Annotated in this window: 4 protein-coding genes and 1 pseudogene; 4 read left to right on the top strand and 1 reads right to left on the bottom strand. The window is 68.5% G+C overall.

Annotated features, from left to right (window positions below):
- The first annotated feature begins 14 nt into the window (after positions 1–14).
- Positions 15–1,619 carry an amidohydrolase gene (locus tag ACZY0B_RS08865; RefSeq protein WP_463763712.1) on the top strand — a complete coding sequence of 535 codons (1,605 nt, stop codon included), beginning with the start codon at positions 15–17 and terminating at the stop codon, positions 1,617–1,619.
- 247 nt (positions 1,620–1,866) lie between these two features.
- A pseudogene (gene lnt / locus ACZY0B_RS08860) lies at positions 1,867–4,510 on the top strand (apolipoprotein N-acyltransferase).
- On the opposite strand, the gene ACZY0B_RS08855 reads toward lnt, so the two are convergent.
- Complete coding sequence (locus ACZY0B_RS08855) at positions 4,467–4,802, bottom strand: RNA polymerase-binding protein RbpA (RefSeq protein ID WP_463763711.1); 336 nt, start codon at positions 4,800–4,802, stop codon at positions 4,467–4,469. The pseudogene lnt and the gene ACZY0B_RS08855 overlap by 44 nt on opposite strands.
- Before the next feature lie 171 nt (positions 4,803–4,973).
- On the opposite strand from ACZY0B_RS08855, the gene ACZY0B_RS08850 reads away from it, so the two are divergent.
- The gene (locus tag ACZY0B_RS08850) at positions 4,974–5,324 is read left to right on the top strand and encodes a hypothetical protein (RefSeq protein ID WP_463763710.1); all 351 of its coding nucleotides are present in this window, start codon (positions 4,974–4,976) and stop codon (positions 5,322–5,324) included.
- A gap of 398 nt (positions 5,325–5,722) precedes the next feature.
- Positions 5,723–16,552, top strand: a 10,830-nt coding sequence (locus ACZY0B_RS08845) for an SDR family NAD(P)-dependent oxidoreductase (RefSeq protein ID WP_463763709.1), incomplete at its 3' end; no start/stop codon positions are given.

Below are 16,552 nucleotides of genomic sequence, written 5' to 3'. Positions count from 1 at the left end.
CGTAGTTTTGCGGAGTGACCCCGATTCCCACCACGCTGCTGCTGAACGGCCGGGTGCACAGCCCCACCCATCCCGACGCGACCGCCATGGCGGTGCGCGGTGAGGTCGTCGCGTGGCTGGGCAGCGATGACGTCGGCCGCAGGCAGTTTCCCGACGCCGAGGTGGTGGACCTCGAGGGTGGTTTCGTAGCCCCGGGATTCGTGGACAGCCACATCCATGTGACGGCGACCGGCCTCACGCTGAGCGGCCTGGACTTGCGGGGGGCCACCTCGCGCGCGCAGTGCGTGCGAATGGTCGCCGACTATGCCGCCGCCCACCCCGGCCAGCCGATTTGGGGGCATGGTTGGGACGAGTCGTCCTGGCCCGAGAAGAGCCCGCCGTCGACCGCCGATCTCGACGCGGTGCTTGGCGACCGGCCTGCCTACCTGGCGCGTGTCGACGTTCACTCCGCACTGGCCTCGACCGGGCTGCGCACACTCGTTCCCGACCTCGCGGCGGCGCGCGGTTTCGCCGCTGACCGCCCGCTGGCCGGCGACGCCCACCACCTGGTCCGGGCCGTCGCCCGCGGGCTGTTGACCGCCGCGCAGCTGGCCGAAGCCAGATCCGCCGCGCTTGCGGGCGCCGCCGCGGCCGGCATCGTCGCGGTACACGAATGCGCCGGCCCCGAGATCGGCGGCCTGGACGATTGGCTGCAGTTGCGTGCCTTGGATCACGGCGTCGAGGTGATCGGCTACTGGGGCGAAGCGGTGGCCACCGCCGTGCAGGTCCGCGCGCTGATGGACGAGACCGGGGCCCGCGGGCTGGCCGGCGACCTGTTCATCGACGGGGCGCTCGGGTCGCGCACCGCCTGGCTGCACGAGCCCTACACCGACGCCCCGGACCACTGCGGCACCTGCTACCTCGACGCGGACATCGTCGAAGCGCACCTACGGGCATGCACCGAGGCGCAGGTGACGGCCGGTTTCCATGTCATCGGCGACGCCGCGGTCTCGGCGGCGGTCGATGCGTTTGAGCGCGTCGTCGCCGACCTCGGAGTGGTCGCCGTCGCCCGCTGCGGACACCGGCTGGAACACCTCGAGATGGTGACCGCCGATCAAGCCGCCAAACTGGGCGCCTGGGGCGTCATCGCCAGCGTGCAGCCCAACTTTGACGCGCTCTGGGGTGGCCGCGACGGCATGTACGCCGACCGGCTCGGCCCGGAACGAGGCAGCCGGCTCAACCCGCTTGCGCTGTTAGCATCCCAAGGCGTGCCACTCGCGCTAGGTTCCGATGCCCCGGTGACGGGATTTGACCCGTGGGAGAGCGTGCGCGCGGCGGTTCATCACCGCACTCCGGGCAGTGGCGTGTCGGCCCGGGCCGCGTTCGCGGGCGCGACCCGCGGCGGCTGGCGGGCCTGCGGTGTCCGGGACGACAACATGGGCGCCCTGGTGCCCGGCGCCCCCGCCTCCTACGCCGTGTGGGACGCCGGAGACCTCGATGTCCACGCCCCGGACGACAGCGTCCAGCGGTGGTCCACCGACCCGCATTCCCGGGTTCCCGCGTTGCCCCGGTTGGGCCCGACCGACGACTTGCCGCGGTGCCGGCGAACCGTCCACCGGGGTGCTGTCATCCATGGCTGAGGAAAAGCCCGGTGGGGCCGTTAACCCCGACGAGCCCAGCGATGTCGATCCGGACGACGCGCTCGACGACGACAACATGGAACCGGCGCACGACGACCACGCCTCGGGATCCCACGTGGCCGACGAACACGCCACGAGCGAGGCCGGCGGCCCAAGCGCGGCCGGTCGGCTGGCCGCGGCCACGGGCCATGCGATAACGAAGCTGGGTACCGCGGCGATCGCGCGGCTCCTCGCCGTCGGGGCGGCGATGCTGCCCCGGCTGTCGCGGTTGGTGGCCACTGTCGCGGGTGGACTGCTGCTGTGTGCCAGCTTCCCGTCGGTGAACTGGTGGTGGGCCGCCGTCGTCGCCGCCGCGCTGCTGGCGTGGGTGCTCAAACATCCCGCCACGACACTGGCCGGTGGCTTCGGCTACGGATTCCTCTTCGGCCTCGCGTTCTATCTGCCACTGCTGCCGTGGATCAGCCTTCTGGTGGGCGCCATACCGTGGCTCGCGTTGGCCACGATGTGTGCGCTGTTCCCCGGCCTCTTCGGCTTCTTCGCGATCGTGGTGCGCCGACTGCCCGGCTGGCCGATCTGGTTCGCGTTGGTATGGACGGCCCAGGAGTGGTTGAAGTCGGTCTTCCCGTTCGGCGGTTTTCCCTGGGGCGCGGTCGCCTACGGCCAGGCCGAGGGGCCTCTGCTGCCGTTGGTCCAGCTCGGCGGCGTGGCGCTGCTCTCCCTGGGGGTCATGCTGATGGGCTTCAGCGCGACCGGCATCGCGCTGGAGATCGCCAAGTGGTGGCGTACCGGTAGCCAGGCGCGTGGCGGTGCCTCCGCGGAAGCCGGTGCGGCAGCCACGGAAGCCGCACCGCCGCCCGCGGTGGTGCTTCCCGGCGTGTGCATCTGTCTGGTGCTGCTGGTCGCGGTCCTCGCCTGGCCGCAGGTGCGGCACTCCGGTGCGGGATCGGGCGGTGATCCGACGGTCACCGTCGCGGCCGTGCAAGGCAATGTGCCCCGGCTCGGTCTCGAGTTCAATGAGCAACGTCGAGCGGTACTGGACAACCACGTGGCCGAGACACTGCGGCTGGCCGAGGACGTGCGGGCCGGGGCGGCACCGCAACCGCAATTCGTCATCTGGCCGGAGGACTCCTCCGACATCGATCCCTTCGTCAACGCCGACGCCGCAGAACGGATCGCCGAGGCAGCGCACGCGATCAACGCGCCGATCCTGATCGGCGCGGTGCTCGCGGTGCCTGGCCGCGACAAAGGGCCGATCGAGTACACCAACACCGCCATCGTCTGGAATCCGGTAAGCGGACCCGCCGACCGCCACGACAAAGAGATCGTGCAGCCGTTCGGCGAATACCTGCCGATGCCGTGGCTTTTCAAGCATCTGTCGGGCTACGCCGACCGGGCCGGCAACTTCATCCCCGGAAAAGGCAGCGATGTCGTACAGATCGCTGGAGTGCCGGTCGGCGTGGCCACCTGCTGGGAGGTCATCTTCGACCGGGTGCCGCGAAAGGCCGTCCTCAACGGCGCGCAGCTGCTCGCGGTGCCCGCCAACAACGCCACCTTCAACAAGCGGATGAGCGAGCAACAGCTGGCGTTCGCCAAGGTACGGGCCGTCGAGCACGACCGATACGTCGTGGTTGCCGGTACGACCGGGATCAGTGCGGTGATCGCGCCCGACGGCGGCGAACTGGTCCGCACCGACTTCTTCCAACCCGCCTACCTGGACATCCAGGTGCGCCTCAAGACGAAGCTGACACCGGCAACCCAATGGTCGCCGATCGTGCAGTGGGTCCTGGTTGCGGCGGCCGGAGCGGCCATTCTGGCCGGAATACGGCACAATGGGAGCTTCCCGCGTTCGATTCGGCACAGGTCCAGGCCGTCGGCTGAATCGGCGGACGATGGGGCGGCCCCGGACGAACCCCGGTCCGACGAGGAAGCCCCGACGACCGCAAGCGAGCCCCCGCCGGACACAGCCGGTGACTACACTCCGGTCCACCAAAAAGGCGGCCCACAACCGCGTTATCTCGGGCGACACAGAGGAGATAAATGACCACCGGCGAACAGGCGACCCGAGCTCCGGGCAATCGTCCTAGCCAGCGTGTCCTGGTTATCATCCCGACCTTCAACGAGCGGGAGAACCTGCCGCTGATCCATCGGCGGCTGACGGATGCCTGCCCCGACGTCCACGTGCTGATCGTGGACGACGGCAGCCCCGACGGGACCGGCCAACTTGCCGACGAGCTGGCAGCGGCCGATGGAGGTCGCACGCACGTCATGCACCGCACGGTCAAGGATGGCCTGGGCGCCGCCTACCTCGCGGGATTCGCCTGGGGTTTGAGTCGGGAGTACTCGGTACTCGTCGAGATGGACGCCGACGGCAGCCATGCGCCCGAGCAGCTGCGCCGTCTGCTGGACGCCGTCGACTCCGGAGCCGATCTGGTCATTGGTTCGCGCTACGTCGACGGGGGAGCGGTGCGTAACTGGCCCAAGCGGCGCTGGGCCCTGTCCTGGACGGCCAACACCTACGCCCGACTGGCGCTCGACATCGACATCCATGACATCACCGCCGGCTACCGCGCCTACCGCCGCGAGGTTCTCGAGGCGATCGATCTCGACGGTGTGGACTCCAAGGGCTACTGCTTCCAGATCGATCTGACCCGGCGCACGCTGGACAACGGGTTCATCGTCGTCGAGGTGCCGATCACCTTCACCGAGCGCGAACTCGGCGTCTCCAAAATGAGCGGCTCAAACATTCGCGAGGCGCTGGTCAAGGTCGCGAAATGGGGCATCGAGAGTCGCAGGAACGGCGCCCGGGCCTCCCGCGCTACCAACCGGACGTAAAAACCGGAAGCCCGGTCAGCCGCGCCGCTTCGTCCGGATCAGGTCGAGGCGCTCCTTGAGCAGTTCTTCGAGTTCTTCGACGGAGCGGCGCTCCAGCAGCATGTCCCAGTGCGTGCGCGGTGGCTTGACCTTCTTCGGCTCGGGCAGGTCGCCCTCGATCAGGGTGCCTTCCATGCCGTTGCGGCACAGCCAGGAGCCGGGGATGTCAGCGTCGTCGGCGAACGGAACCTCGAATTCCTCGCCGTTCTCGGTGCGGTACTTCGCGAGCTGACGCGGGGCCAGGTCATGGTTGCGGTCGGTCTCATAGCTCACGGCTCCGAGGCGGCTGCCCCTCAATACACGATCAGCCATGGCTGCTACTCCTTTTAAATCCTTTGAGCTCTTAAGCTCCGATGGCGCGATTCTATTCGCATAGCAAACGTTAGGACGTTCTGCGTAGTTCCCGAGTCGACACGCGGTGTACGCGACTCGACCGTCAATGATACCGGGATCGCGGAGATCGGCCGACTAAAGTCGGCAGGCGTGAGCCGCCGTTCCCACCCACAGCCATGCCGCTGGTGCGGTAGAGACGTGACCGAGGTCGGGATGGGCCGGCGCCGTCAATACTGTCGGCAGTCCTGCCGGCAGCGGGCCTACGAGCAGCGGGCTTCCATCAACCGGGGTGAGACGACCGCAGTGCCGGCCGATGCCGTGGTGCTGTCGGCTGACGACGCGTCAGACCTGTCGGATCGCGTCTACCAGGTCCGATGCGCCGCGGAGGACGTCGCCACCGCGCTCGACGAAGGTGCCGAAGCGACCGAACTGCGCGAACTGTGCGAGGCGCTGCTCCGCGCCGCCCAGGCGGCCGACGGCTGGCGTCGAGCCGTCGTCTGACCCCGTCCGCGGCGCACCGCGCCGCACTGCCCGGCTCCGATCGGAAATCCCGCCGCCATGTACCCGACCACGACCGATGGCTGGCCGGGTACAGTCGCGCCATGGACGGGGTGTCAGGCGTATGGCGCGGTCAGCGGGACCGCAGTGGCACCCGGCGCGCCGAAATCCCCGCGGAAACGGCGTTTCACACGTCGAGCCCGATCCTCCTTTAGCAACCGGGAGCATCGGACGTTTTGAAATCCTGTCGGAGTTGGCCATACTCACCAGCGACATTCTTGGGTCGGAGAGCGGCACGACGCGGGTCGACTTCGCTTCGTGCAGCAACTGCCGTGACTCGGCATCCGGTGGTTGGCATCCCATGTTTGGGAGAGGCTCAATGTTAGGCAAGGGGTACTGAGGTGGATCAACTCCAGCATGCGACCGAGGCGCTGCGGAAAGCGCTGGTCCAGGTTGACCGCCTGAAGCGCACCAACCGTGCGCTGCTGGAGCGCTCGAGCGAGCCGATCGCGATCGTCGGTATGTCCTGCCGCTTCCCGGGTGGGGTTGATACACCCGAGAGCCTGTGGCAGATGGTGGCCGACGGCCGGGACGTGATCTCGGAGTTCCCGACGGATCGTGGCTGGGATCTGGCGGGACTCTTCGACCCCGATCCCGACGCGCGCCACAAGACATACGCCAACACCGGCGGCTTCGTCGACGACGTCGCGGACTTCGACCCCGCGTTCTTCGGCATCGCGCCCACCGAGGCGCTCGCGATGGACCCCCAGCACCGGATGCTGCTGGAGCTGGCGTGGGAGGCATTGGAGCGAGGCGGGATCGACCCCAGCGGGCTGCGCGGCAGCGCCACCGGAGTGTTCGCCGGACTCATCGTCCAGGGCTACGGCATGCTCGCCGAGGAAATCGAGGGTTACCGCCTGACCGGCATGACCTCCAGCGTCGCCTCGGGGCGGGTGTCCTACGTGCTGGGCCTGGAGGGCCCGGCCGTGTCGGTGGACACGGCCTGCTCGTCGTCCCTGGTGGCCCTGCACATGGCCGTGCAGTCGCTGCGGTCCGGCGAGTGCGACCTGGCCCTGGCCGGCGGCGCCACCGTCAACGCCACGCCAACGGTTTTCGTCGAGTTCAGCCGGCACCGCGGGCTCGCACCCGACGGGCGGTGCAAGGCTTACGCCGGCGCGGCCGACGGGGTCGGCTGGTCCGAGGGCGGCGCCGTGCTGGTCGTGGAGCGGCTGTCGGATGCGCGCCGGCTGGGGCATCCCGTGCTGGCGCTGGTGCGCGGCTCGGCGGTCAATCAGGACGGTGCCTCCAACGGATTGACCGCGCCCAACGGTCCCTCGCAGCAGCGGGTGGTACGCACCGCGCTGGCCAACGCCGGGTTGTCGACAGCCGAGGTCGATGTGGTGGAAGGCCACGGCACCGGCACCACATTGGGCGATCCCATTGAGGCGCAGGCGTTGTTGGCGACGTACGGCCAGGATCGCAGTGAGCCCCTGTGGCTGGGCTCGATCAAGTCGAATATGGGTCACACCCAGGCCGCCGCCGGGGTCGCCGGAGTGATCAAGATGGTGCAGGCGATGCGTCACGAGATGCTGCCCGCGACTTTGCATGTGGATCAACCCAGCCCGCACGTGGATTGGTCGGCGGGCGCGGTGTCGTTGTTGAACGAGGCGCGACCGTGGCCGGCGACGGATCACGCACGCCGCGCGGGAATCTCGTCGTTCGGGATCAGCGGCACCAACGCACACGTGATCGTCGAATCCGCCCCTGCCGAAGAGCCTCGGGAGAGCGGACCGACGCCCACGGTGGTGCCGTGGGTCCTGTCAGCAAAGTCATTGCCGGCATTGGCATCTCAGGCCACCCGGCTGGCCGCCCACGTAGCCGCCGATGATGGGCTTGATATTGCCGACGTGGCGTGGTCGTTGGCCGGCCGGGCGACCTTCGAGCACCGGGCAGTCGTCGTCGGCAGTGACCGCGACCAATTGCTGGCCGGGCTCGCGGAATTAGCCGGCCCCGATATTCAGGACCCGGCTGGTTCGATCATTCGGGGTGCGGCGCTGTCCGCAGGCAAGCACGTCTTCGTTTTCCCCGGCCAAGGGTCTCAATGGCTGGGCATGGGCATCGAGTTGCTCGATACCGCACCGGTATTCGCCCAGCAGATCGAGGCGTGCGCGGAGGCGTTCTCCGAATTCGTCGACTGGTCGCTGATCGACGTGCTGCGCGGCACACCCGGCGCGCCGGGCATGGATCGCGTCGACGTGGTGCAGCCGGCGCTCTTCGCGGTGATGGTGTCGTTGGCCGAACTGTGGAAGTCGGTCGGCGTCAAGCCGGACGCGGTGATCGGACACTCGCAGGGGGAGATCGCCGCGGCATACGTCGCTGGTGCGCTGTCGCTGCGGGATGCCGCGTGCGTGGTGACTTTGCGCAGCAAGCTGCTTCGGTCGCTGGCTCACCCCGGCGGCATGCTTTCCATCGCGTGCAGCACCGAACGTGCGCGGGAATTGCTGGCGCCCTACGGCAATCGACTCAGCATCGCCGCCGTCAATGGCCCCTCGGCGGTCGTGGTGTCGGGTGAGGTCGCCGCGCTGGAGGAACTCATCGGCTTCTGCGCCGACCTGGATCTGCGGACCCGCCGGATCGACGTGGACTATGCGTCGCATTCGGTGGAGGTCGAGGCGATTCGTGAACAGCTGACCGAGGTGCTTGCCGGCATCGAGCCGCATTCCACCCGGATCGCATTCTTTTCCACGGTAACCGGAAACCGTTTGGATACAGCCGGTTTGGATGCCGCGTACTGGTACCGCAACATCCGGCAGACCGTGCAATTCGACCAGGCGGTACGCACCGCATGCGAGCACGGATACCGGACATTCATCGAATCCAGTCCACATCCCGCGTTGATCGCCGGAATCGAGGACACCTTCAACGACAGCGGTGCCGCCGGGGACGCCGAGGTGGTCGTCGTGCCCACCCTGGGCCGTGATGACGGCGGACTTGAGCGGTTCCTGATGTCGGCGGCCGCTGCGTTCACGGCGGGCGTGAACGTGAATTGGCGCGGGGTATTGGGCGGGGCCGGCTTCGTCGAGCTACCCACGTATGCGTTTGATCGACGCAGGTTCTGGCTGTCCGGCGAGGGCATCGGAGCCGACGCTGCGGGCTTGGGACTGGGAACCAGTGAGCATGCGTTGCTCAGCGCGGTGGTCGAGCTGCCCGCCTCGGGCGGGGTTGTGCTGACCGGGCGCTTGTCGCCGAGCTTGCAGGGATGGCTGGCCGATCACGCCGTGTCCGGCACCGTGGTGTTCCCGGGCGCGGGGTTTGTGGAGCTGGCCATCCGGGCCGGCGACGAAGTCGGTTGTTCGACGGTCGACGAGCTCACGCTGCAGGCGCCATTGATGATGCCGGTCACCGATTCTGGATTCGGCTCGGTGGCAGTGCAAGTCGTCGTGGGCGCGGGCGAAGAATCGGGCCAGCGCAGTGTCGCGATCTTTTCGCGCGTCGACGCCGACTCCGGGTGGGTGTGTCACGCCGAGGGGGCGTTGAGCTCCACGCCGGTCGAGCCGAACGCCGATCTGTCGGTGTGGCCGCCGGCGGGTGCGGTCGCGGTGGACGCGGCCGACGGCTACGAGAAGTTGGCGGCCCGCGGGTACGGCTACGGCCCCGCGTTCAGAGGATTGACCGCCACCTGGGTCCGCGGCGACGAGGTGTTCGCCGAGGTGCGACTGCCCGACGCGGCAGGAAGCGTCAGCGGATTCGGGGTGCACCCCGCATTGCTCGATGCGGCAATGCATTCCATGGTCATCGCCCACCAGGCCGCCGACGAAACCGACGTCGTGCTGCCGTTCGCGTGGCAGGGCGTTTCATTGCATGCCGCGGGCGCATCGGCGGTACGCGCGCGCATCGCGCCGGCCGGACCTACAGGTTCTTCCGGAGTCTCGATCGAGCTTGCCGACGGGCTGGGGCTGCCGGTGCTGTCGGTTGCCACGATGACCGTGCGCCCGGTCAACGAGCAGCAACTGCGCGCGGCAATCTCGAGTTCGGGCCCGGATCGGTTGTTCGAGGTGGTGTGGTCGCCGGTACCGGCGACCGCCGGCACCAAGCCGGTTTCATCCCACCAGCTGCTCGAATCCGTTGCCACCGAGGACGATCCGGTGGCAGCCACCTATCGGCGAACCCATCAGGTGCTGGCGGCCGTGCAGTCGTGGTTGACCGAGCATGACTCGGGCGTCCTGGTCGTTGCCACGCGCGGAGCCATGGGGCTGCCAGGCGAGGACGTCACCGATTTAGCAGGCGCCGCGGTGTGGGGTCTGGTGCGGTCGGCGCAGACCGAGCATCCCGGCCGAATCGTGCTCGTGGATTCCGATGCGCCCCTTGACGACGACGCCACTGCCGCCGTTGTCGCGACCGGAGAGCCGCAGATATTGCTGCGCGGCGAGACGATCTATACCGCGCGGGTGAACGGTAGCCGCGCGGTCGACGGCATTTTGGTGCCGCCCGCCGAGGGACCCTGGCGGCTGGGTATCAGCAGCGCCGGAACTTTTGAAAACCTGCGCTTGGAGCCGGTTCCCAACGCCGGTGCGCCGCTGGAGCCGGGTCAGGTTCGGGTGGCGCTGCGCGCGATCGCCACCAACTTCCGCGACGTCATGATCACGCTGGGCATGTTCACCCACGACGCACTGCTCGGCGGCGAAGGCTCGGGCGTAGTCGTCGAAGTCGGGCCGGGCGTCACCGAATTCGCGGTCGGCGATTCGGTCTACGGATTCTTCCCAGACGGCAGCGGGACAGTGGTCCCCGGCGACATCCGCTTGCTGCTGCCGAAGCCCGCCGACTGGTCCTACGCCGAAGCCGCCGCCATCTCAGCGGTTTTCACCACCGCATACATGGCGTTCATCCACCTGGCCGACGTCAAGCCGGGTCAGCGGGTGTTGGTTCACGCCGCCGCCGGCGGTGTGGGGATGGCTGCCGTGCAAATGGCCCGGCACCTGGGACTCGAAGTGTTCGGGACCGCCAGCCGTGGCAAGTGGGACACCCTGCGGGCCATGGGCTTTGACGACGACCACATCGGGGATTCGCGCAGCCTGGAATTCGAGGACAAGTTCCGTGCGGTCACCGGCGGGCGCGGTATGGACGTGGTGCTGGACTCGCTGGCCGGTGAATTCGTCGACGCGTCCCTGCGCTTGGTCGCGCCCGGTGGCGTGTTCTTGGAGATGGGCAAGACCGACATCCGCGACCCGGGTGTGGTCGCCCGCGAGTACCCGGGCGTCCGCTATCGCGCCTTTGACCTCTTCGAGCCGGGCCGTCCCCGGATGCACCAGTGGATGCTCGAGCTCGCCGAACTGTTTGATACCGGTGTGCTGCGGCCCTTGCCGGTGACGACTTTTGATGTGCGCCGGGCCCGCACGGCACTGCGCTACTTGAGCCAGGCCCGCCATATCGGCAAGGTCGTCCTCACTGTTCCTTCGGGGCCAGGGGGTGCGCTGGGGGCGGGAACCGTGTTGATCACCGGCGGCACCGGTATGGCGGGGTCGACGTTGGCCCGCCACCTGGTAGCGCACCGCGGCGTGCAGAACCTGGTGCTGCTGAGCCGCCGTGGCCCGGATGCGGCCGGATCCGCTGAGTTGGTCGCCGAATTGGAAGCGGCCGGTGCGCGGGCGTTGGTGGTTGCATGCGACGCCGCCGACCGGGCTGCCCTGGCCGCGGTGATTGCCGATATTCCGCCACAGCACCCGCTGTCCGGGGTCATTCACGCCGCCGGTGTGCTCGACGACGCGGTGGTAACCTCGCTGACACCCGAACGGGTCGATGCGGTGTTGCGGGCCAAGGTGGACGCCGCGTGGAACCTGCACGAGCTCACCCGCGACCTGGATGTGTCTGCGTTCGTAATGTTTTCGTCGATGGCCGGCCTGGTGGGTTCGTCGGGCCAGGCCAACTACGCGGCGGGCAACACGTTCCTGGACGGTCTGGCCGCGCATCGGCGGGCCCACGGATTGCCGGCGATCTCACTGGGGTGGGGGCTGTGGGACCAGGCCAGCGCCATGACCGGTGGACTGGACGCCGCCGACCGCGCGCGGCTGAGCCGCGACGGAATCCTGGCGCTGTCGTCGACCGAAGCGATGGAATTGTTCGACACGGCAATGATTGTCGACCAGCCGTTCATCGCGCCCGCCCGCATCGACCTCGCCGCGCTGCGTGCGCATGCGGCCGCAGTGCCGCCGATGTTCACCGACCTGCTCAACGCGCCGGCACGGCGCCAGGTGGACGACTCGCTGGCCGCCGCGAAATCGAAATCGGCTCTGGCGCACCGTCTGCACGGGCTCTCCGAACCCGAACAGCACGCCCTGGTGCTGGACCTGGTCCGCTCGCACATCGCGACCGTGCTGGGCAACGCCAATGCGGCGACGATCGATCCGGACAAGGCATTCCAGGACCTCGGCTTCGATTCGCTGACCGCGGTCGAAATGCGTAACCGGCTGAAAACCGCTACCGGACTGGCGCTTTCGCCCACCCTCATCTTCGACTACCCGACGCCCAACGGGCTGGCCAGCTACATCCGTAACGAGCTCGCCGGAGTTACGCACGAAATCGCGCACACCCCGGCCGTCCAGGTCACCGGCGACGACCCGATCGTGATCGTCGGCATGTCGTGCCGCTACCCGGGCGGCGTCACTTCACCCGAAGACCTGTGGGAGATGCTGACCGAGGGCCGTGACGTGCTCTCCGAATTCCCGTGCGACCGCGGCTGGGATCTGGCCGGCGTGTACAACCCGGATCCCGATGTTCCGGGCACCTGCTACACCCGGACCGGCGGCTTCGTCGACGGCGTCGCGGACTTCGATCCCGCCTTCTTCGGTATCGCGCCGAGCGAGGCGCTCGCGATGGATCCGCAGCAGCGGATGTTCCTCGAACTGTCTTGGGAAGCCTTGGAGCGAGCCGGAATTGAACCCGGCGCGTTGCGCGGCAGCGCCACCGGCATGTTCGCCGGGGTGTACACGCAGGGCTACGGCATCGGCGCCGCTCCGACCGCCGAGGGTTTCCGGTTGACCGGCCAATCCTCGAGCGTCGCGTCGGGGCGGGTGTCTTATGTGCTGGGCCTGGAGGGCCCCGCGGTGTCGGTGGACACCGCATGCTCCTCGTCGTTGGTCGCGTTGCACATGGCGGCGCAATCGCTGCGTTCGGGCGAGTGCGACCTGGCCCTGGCGGGTGGCGTCACCGTCAACGCCACACCCGACATCTTCGTGGAGTTCAGCCGGATGCGCGGCCTGTCGGTGGATGGCCGGTGCAAGGCTTACGCGGGAGCGGCCGACGGCACCGGATTTTCCGAAGGCGGCGGCATGCTCGTCGTGGAGCGGTTGTCGGATGCACGGCGCCTGGGTCATCCGGTGCTGGCGGTGGTGCGGGGTTCGGCAATCAACCAGGACGGCGCCTCCAACGGGTTGACCGCGCCCAACGGCCCGTCGCAGCAGCGGGTGGTGCGCGCCGCGTTGGCCAGTGCCGGTTTATCCGCCGCCGAGGTCGACGTGGTGGAAGGCCATGGCACGGGCACCACATTGGGCGATCCCATTGAGGCCCAGGCATTGTTGGCGACCTACGGGCAGCACCGGGCTGAGCCGCTGCTGTTGGGGTCGATCAAGTCGAATATGGGTCACACGCAGGCCGCCGCTGGAGTCGCCGGTGTGATCAAGATGGTGTTGGCGATGCGCCACGAGCTGCTGCCGGCGACGTTGCATGTGGATCAGCCCAGCCCGCACGTGGATTGGACGGCGGGCTCGGTGTCGTTGCTGACCGAGGCGCGCCAGTGGCCCGCCGCGGGGCGCGTGCATCGCGCGGGCGTGTCGTCGTTCGGCATCAGCGGCACCAACGCCCACGTGATCATCGAGGCTGTCCCGGATGAGAAGGCTGCCGAGTCCGAACTCGTCGCCGATCGCCCCAAGGCGCCCGCGCTGCCCTGGGTGGTATCGGCAAAGTCCTTGTCGGCGTTGGGCTCCCACGCATCCAGGCTGTCCGCTCATCTCCGCGCCCACGGCGAGCTTGACGTTGCCGATGTGGCGTGGTCGTTGGCGGGCAGGTCGAACTTCGAGCATCGAGCCGTCGTCGCGGGTGCTGATCGCGACCAGTTGCTGGCCGGCCTCGACGAGTTGGCCACCGGTGAGGCCACATCCGTCATACAGGGCACCGCAACCGGCGGCAAGACCGTCTTCGTCTTCCCGGGCCAGGGCTCCCAGATACTGGGCATGGGGATGGGGTTGCACGCGGGGTATCCGGTATTCGCCGAGGCGTTCAACGCCGTGGTGGGGGAACTGGATCGGCACCTGCTGCGCCCGTTGCGCGAAGTCATGTGGGGCCACGACGAAAACCTGTTGAACACCACCGAGTTCGCGCAACCGGCGCTGTTCGCGGTGGAAGTCGCCCTCTACCGGTTGCTCGAATCCTGGGGTGTGCGGCCCGACTTCGTGATGGGTCACTCGATCGGTGAATTGGCTGCCGCACACGTCGCCGGTGTCTTGTCGCTGGAGAACGCCGCGGTGCTGGTGGCCGCACGTGGCCGCTTCATGCAGGCGCTGCCGGTGGGCGGGGCGATGATCGCGGTGCAGGCGACCGAATCCGAAGTGCGTCCGCTGCTGGTTCCCGAGGTCGGCATCGCAGCGGTCAACGGGCCGGGCTCGGTGGTGATTTCGGGCGACGAAGACAAGGTGACCGCGATCGCCGAGCGCCTGCGCGCCGACGGCCGTCGCGTTCACCAACTGGCCGTCTCGCACGCCTTCCATTCACCGTTGATGGATCCGATGATCGACGAATTCGGCACGGTCGCAGCCGGACTCGCGATCGGCAAACCCACCGTCCCGATCGTGTCGAACGTGACCGGGCAGCTGGCTGGTGACGACTTCGCGACGGCGTCGTATTGGAAGCGGCACGTTCGCGAGGCGGTCCGATTTGCCGACAGTGTGCAGTTCGTGCACTCAGCAGGAGGAAACCGTTTCCTCGAAGTCGGACCCAGCAGCGGCCTGACGGTGTCGATCGAGGAATCGCTGCCGGATGCGCCGATCTTCACCATGTCCGCACTGCGCAAGGACCGCCCGGAGCCGGAGACCCTGATCAATGCGATCGCACAGGCGTATGCCGCCGGGATGGACGTGGACTGGCGCGGTGCAATCGGCCAGGCCAGTTTCGTCGAGTTGCCCACCTATACCTTTGAGCGGCGGCGGTTTTGGCTCGCCGGCGACGGCGCCCCAGCCGATGCGGCCGGTCTCGGCCTGGCCGCTAGCGAACACCCACTCCTGGGTGCGGTGGTCGAGCTGCCGGCCTCGGGCGGAGTGGCGCTCACCGGCCGGCTATCGCCCAGCGTGCAGCCCTGGTTGAACGATCACGCCGTGGGCGGGGTCGTGTTGTTCCCCGGAGCGGGATTCGTCGAGTTGGCGATCCGCGCGGGGGACGAGGTCGGCTGTGGAGTTGTCGACGAACTGAATCTTGCGGCGCCCCTGGTGTTGCCGGCCGGTGGGTCGGTCGCAGTTCAGGTGGTGGTCGGCGGTCCGGACGACTCGGGCGCACGTGCGGTGTCCGTCTTCTCCCGTGCCCAGGCCGGATCCGGCTGGTCTTTGCACGCCGAGGGCGTGCTGCGGGCGGGTTCGGCCGAACCGAGCGCGGATCTGTCGGCATGGCCACCGGTTGGTGCGGTCCCGGTCGACGTCGGCGACGGCTACGAGCGGCTGGCCGAGCGCGGATACAGCTACGGGCCCGCGTTCCGCGGCTTGACCTCGATGTGGCGCCGCGGCGATGAGGTGTTCGCCGAAGTGACGCTGCCCGCGGATGCCGGGGTGTCGGTGACCGGGTTCGGTGTCCACCCGGTGATGCTGGACGCCGCACTGCACGCGGTGATCCTGGCCTCCGACAGCGAGGACCTTGCCGAAGGTTCGATGTTGGTGCCGTTCTCCTGGCAGCAGGTGTCCCTGCATGCCGCGGGCGCGGCGGCGGTGCGGGCGCGGATCGTTCCGGTGGGCCATCCTCCGCACGCGGGAGGTACCCCCACGGCGGTGTCGATCGAGCTCGCGGACGGCCTTGGGCTACCGGTGCTTTCGGTGGCGTCGATGGTGGCCCGGCCGGTGACTGATCAGCAATTGCTGGCCGCGGTGTCGAACTCGGGGCCGGACCGGCTCTTCGAAGTCGACTGGATCGCCCAGCCTTCCTCCTCGGTGCAGCCGGTATCGGTGTCCGCCTGGGGCGCACCGGAATTGGAGGCGGCCGAGGGACAGCGATCGGCGGTGGTGTTCGAGTCCGCGTCGGTCGCCGATGACGTCCTGGCGGGGGTGTATGGAGCCACCCGCGCGGTATTGCCGGTGCTGCAGTCGTGGTTGGCCCGCGAGGGGGCAGGGACGCTGGTGGTGGCGACCCGGGGCGCGACGACGTTGCCGGGGGAGGACATCACCGATCTGGCGGGTGCCGCGGTGTGGGGCTTGGTGCGTTCTGCGCAGACCGAGCATCCCGGCCGGATCGTGTTGGTCGACACCGACGGTCCGCTCGACGACGAGGCGGTGGCCGCGGTCCTGGCGACCGGAGAGCCGCAAGTCGTGATGCGCGGCGCCAAGGTATACATCGCGCGAGTGCATGGCAGCCGAGCCGTGGGCGGTCTGCTGCTGCCGCCGGGCGATGGCCCCTGGCGGCTGGGCATGACCAGTCGAGGCACATTCGAGAACCTGCGACTGGAACGAATCCCGGATGCCGACGCGCCGCTGGGACCCGGGCAGGTTCGGGTTGCACTGTCGGCCATCGCGGCCAACTTCCGCGACGTGATGATCGCGCTCGGTCTTTACCCCGATCCGGATGCCGTGATGGGTATCGAGGCGTCCGGCGTTGTGATCGAAACAGCATCGCAGGAAGGCCGTTTCGCGGTCGGTGACCGCGTCATGGGCCTGTTCCCCGACGGGACAGGCACGATCGCGACCACCGATCAGCGGCTGCTGGCCAAGATGCCGACCGGCTGGTCGCACACCGCCGCCGCGACCACCACAGTGGTATTCGCCACCGCGTACTACGCATTGACGGATCTGGCCGCGGCCAAGCCCGGCCAGCGGGTGTTGGTGCACGCCGCCGCGGGTGGCGTCGGCATGGCTGCCGTGCAGCTGGCCCGGCACCTGGGTCTGGAGGTTTTCGCCACCGCCAGCCGCGGCAAGTGGGACACCCTGCGGGCCATGGGCTTTGACGACGACCACATCGGGGATTCGCGCAGCCTGGAATTCGAGGAC

The organism is Mycobacterium sp. IDUB_19 (assembly GCF_055419445.1).
The sequence above is the reverse complement of the archived record's forward strand: the minus strand, read 5'-3'. Positions and strand labels throughout refer to the sequence as shown.

What these genes read in the sequence shown, in the direction of transcription:
- ACZY0B_RS08855 (WP_463763711.1), bottom strand. Translation starts at nt 4,802, where the DNA reads ATGGCTGATCGTGTATTGAGGGGCAGCCGCCTCGGAGCCGTGAGCTAT.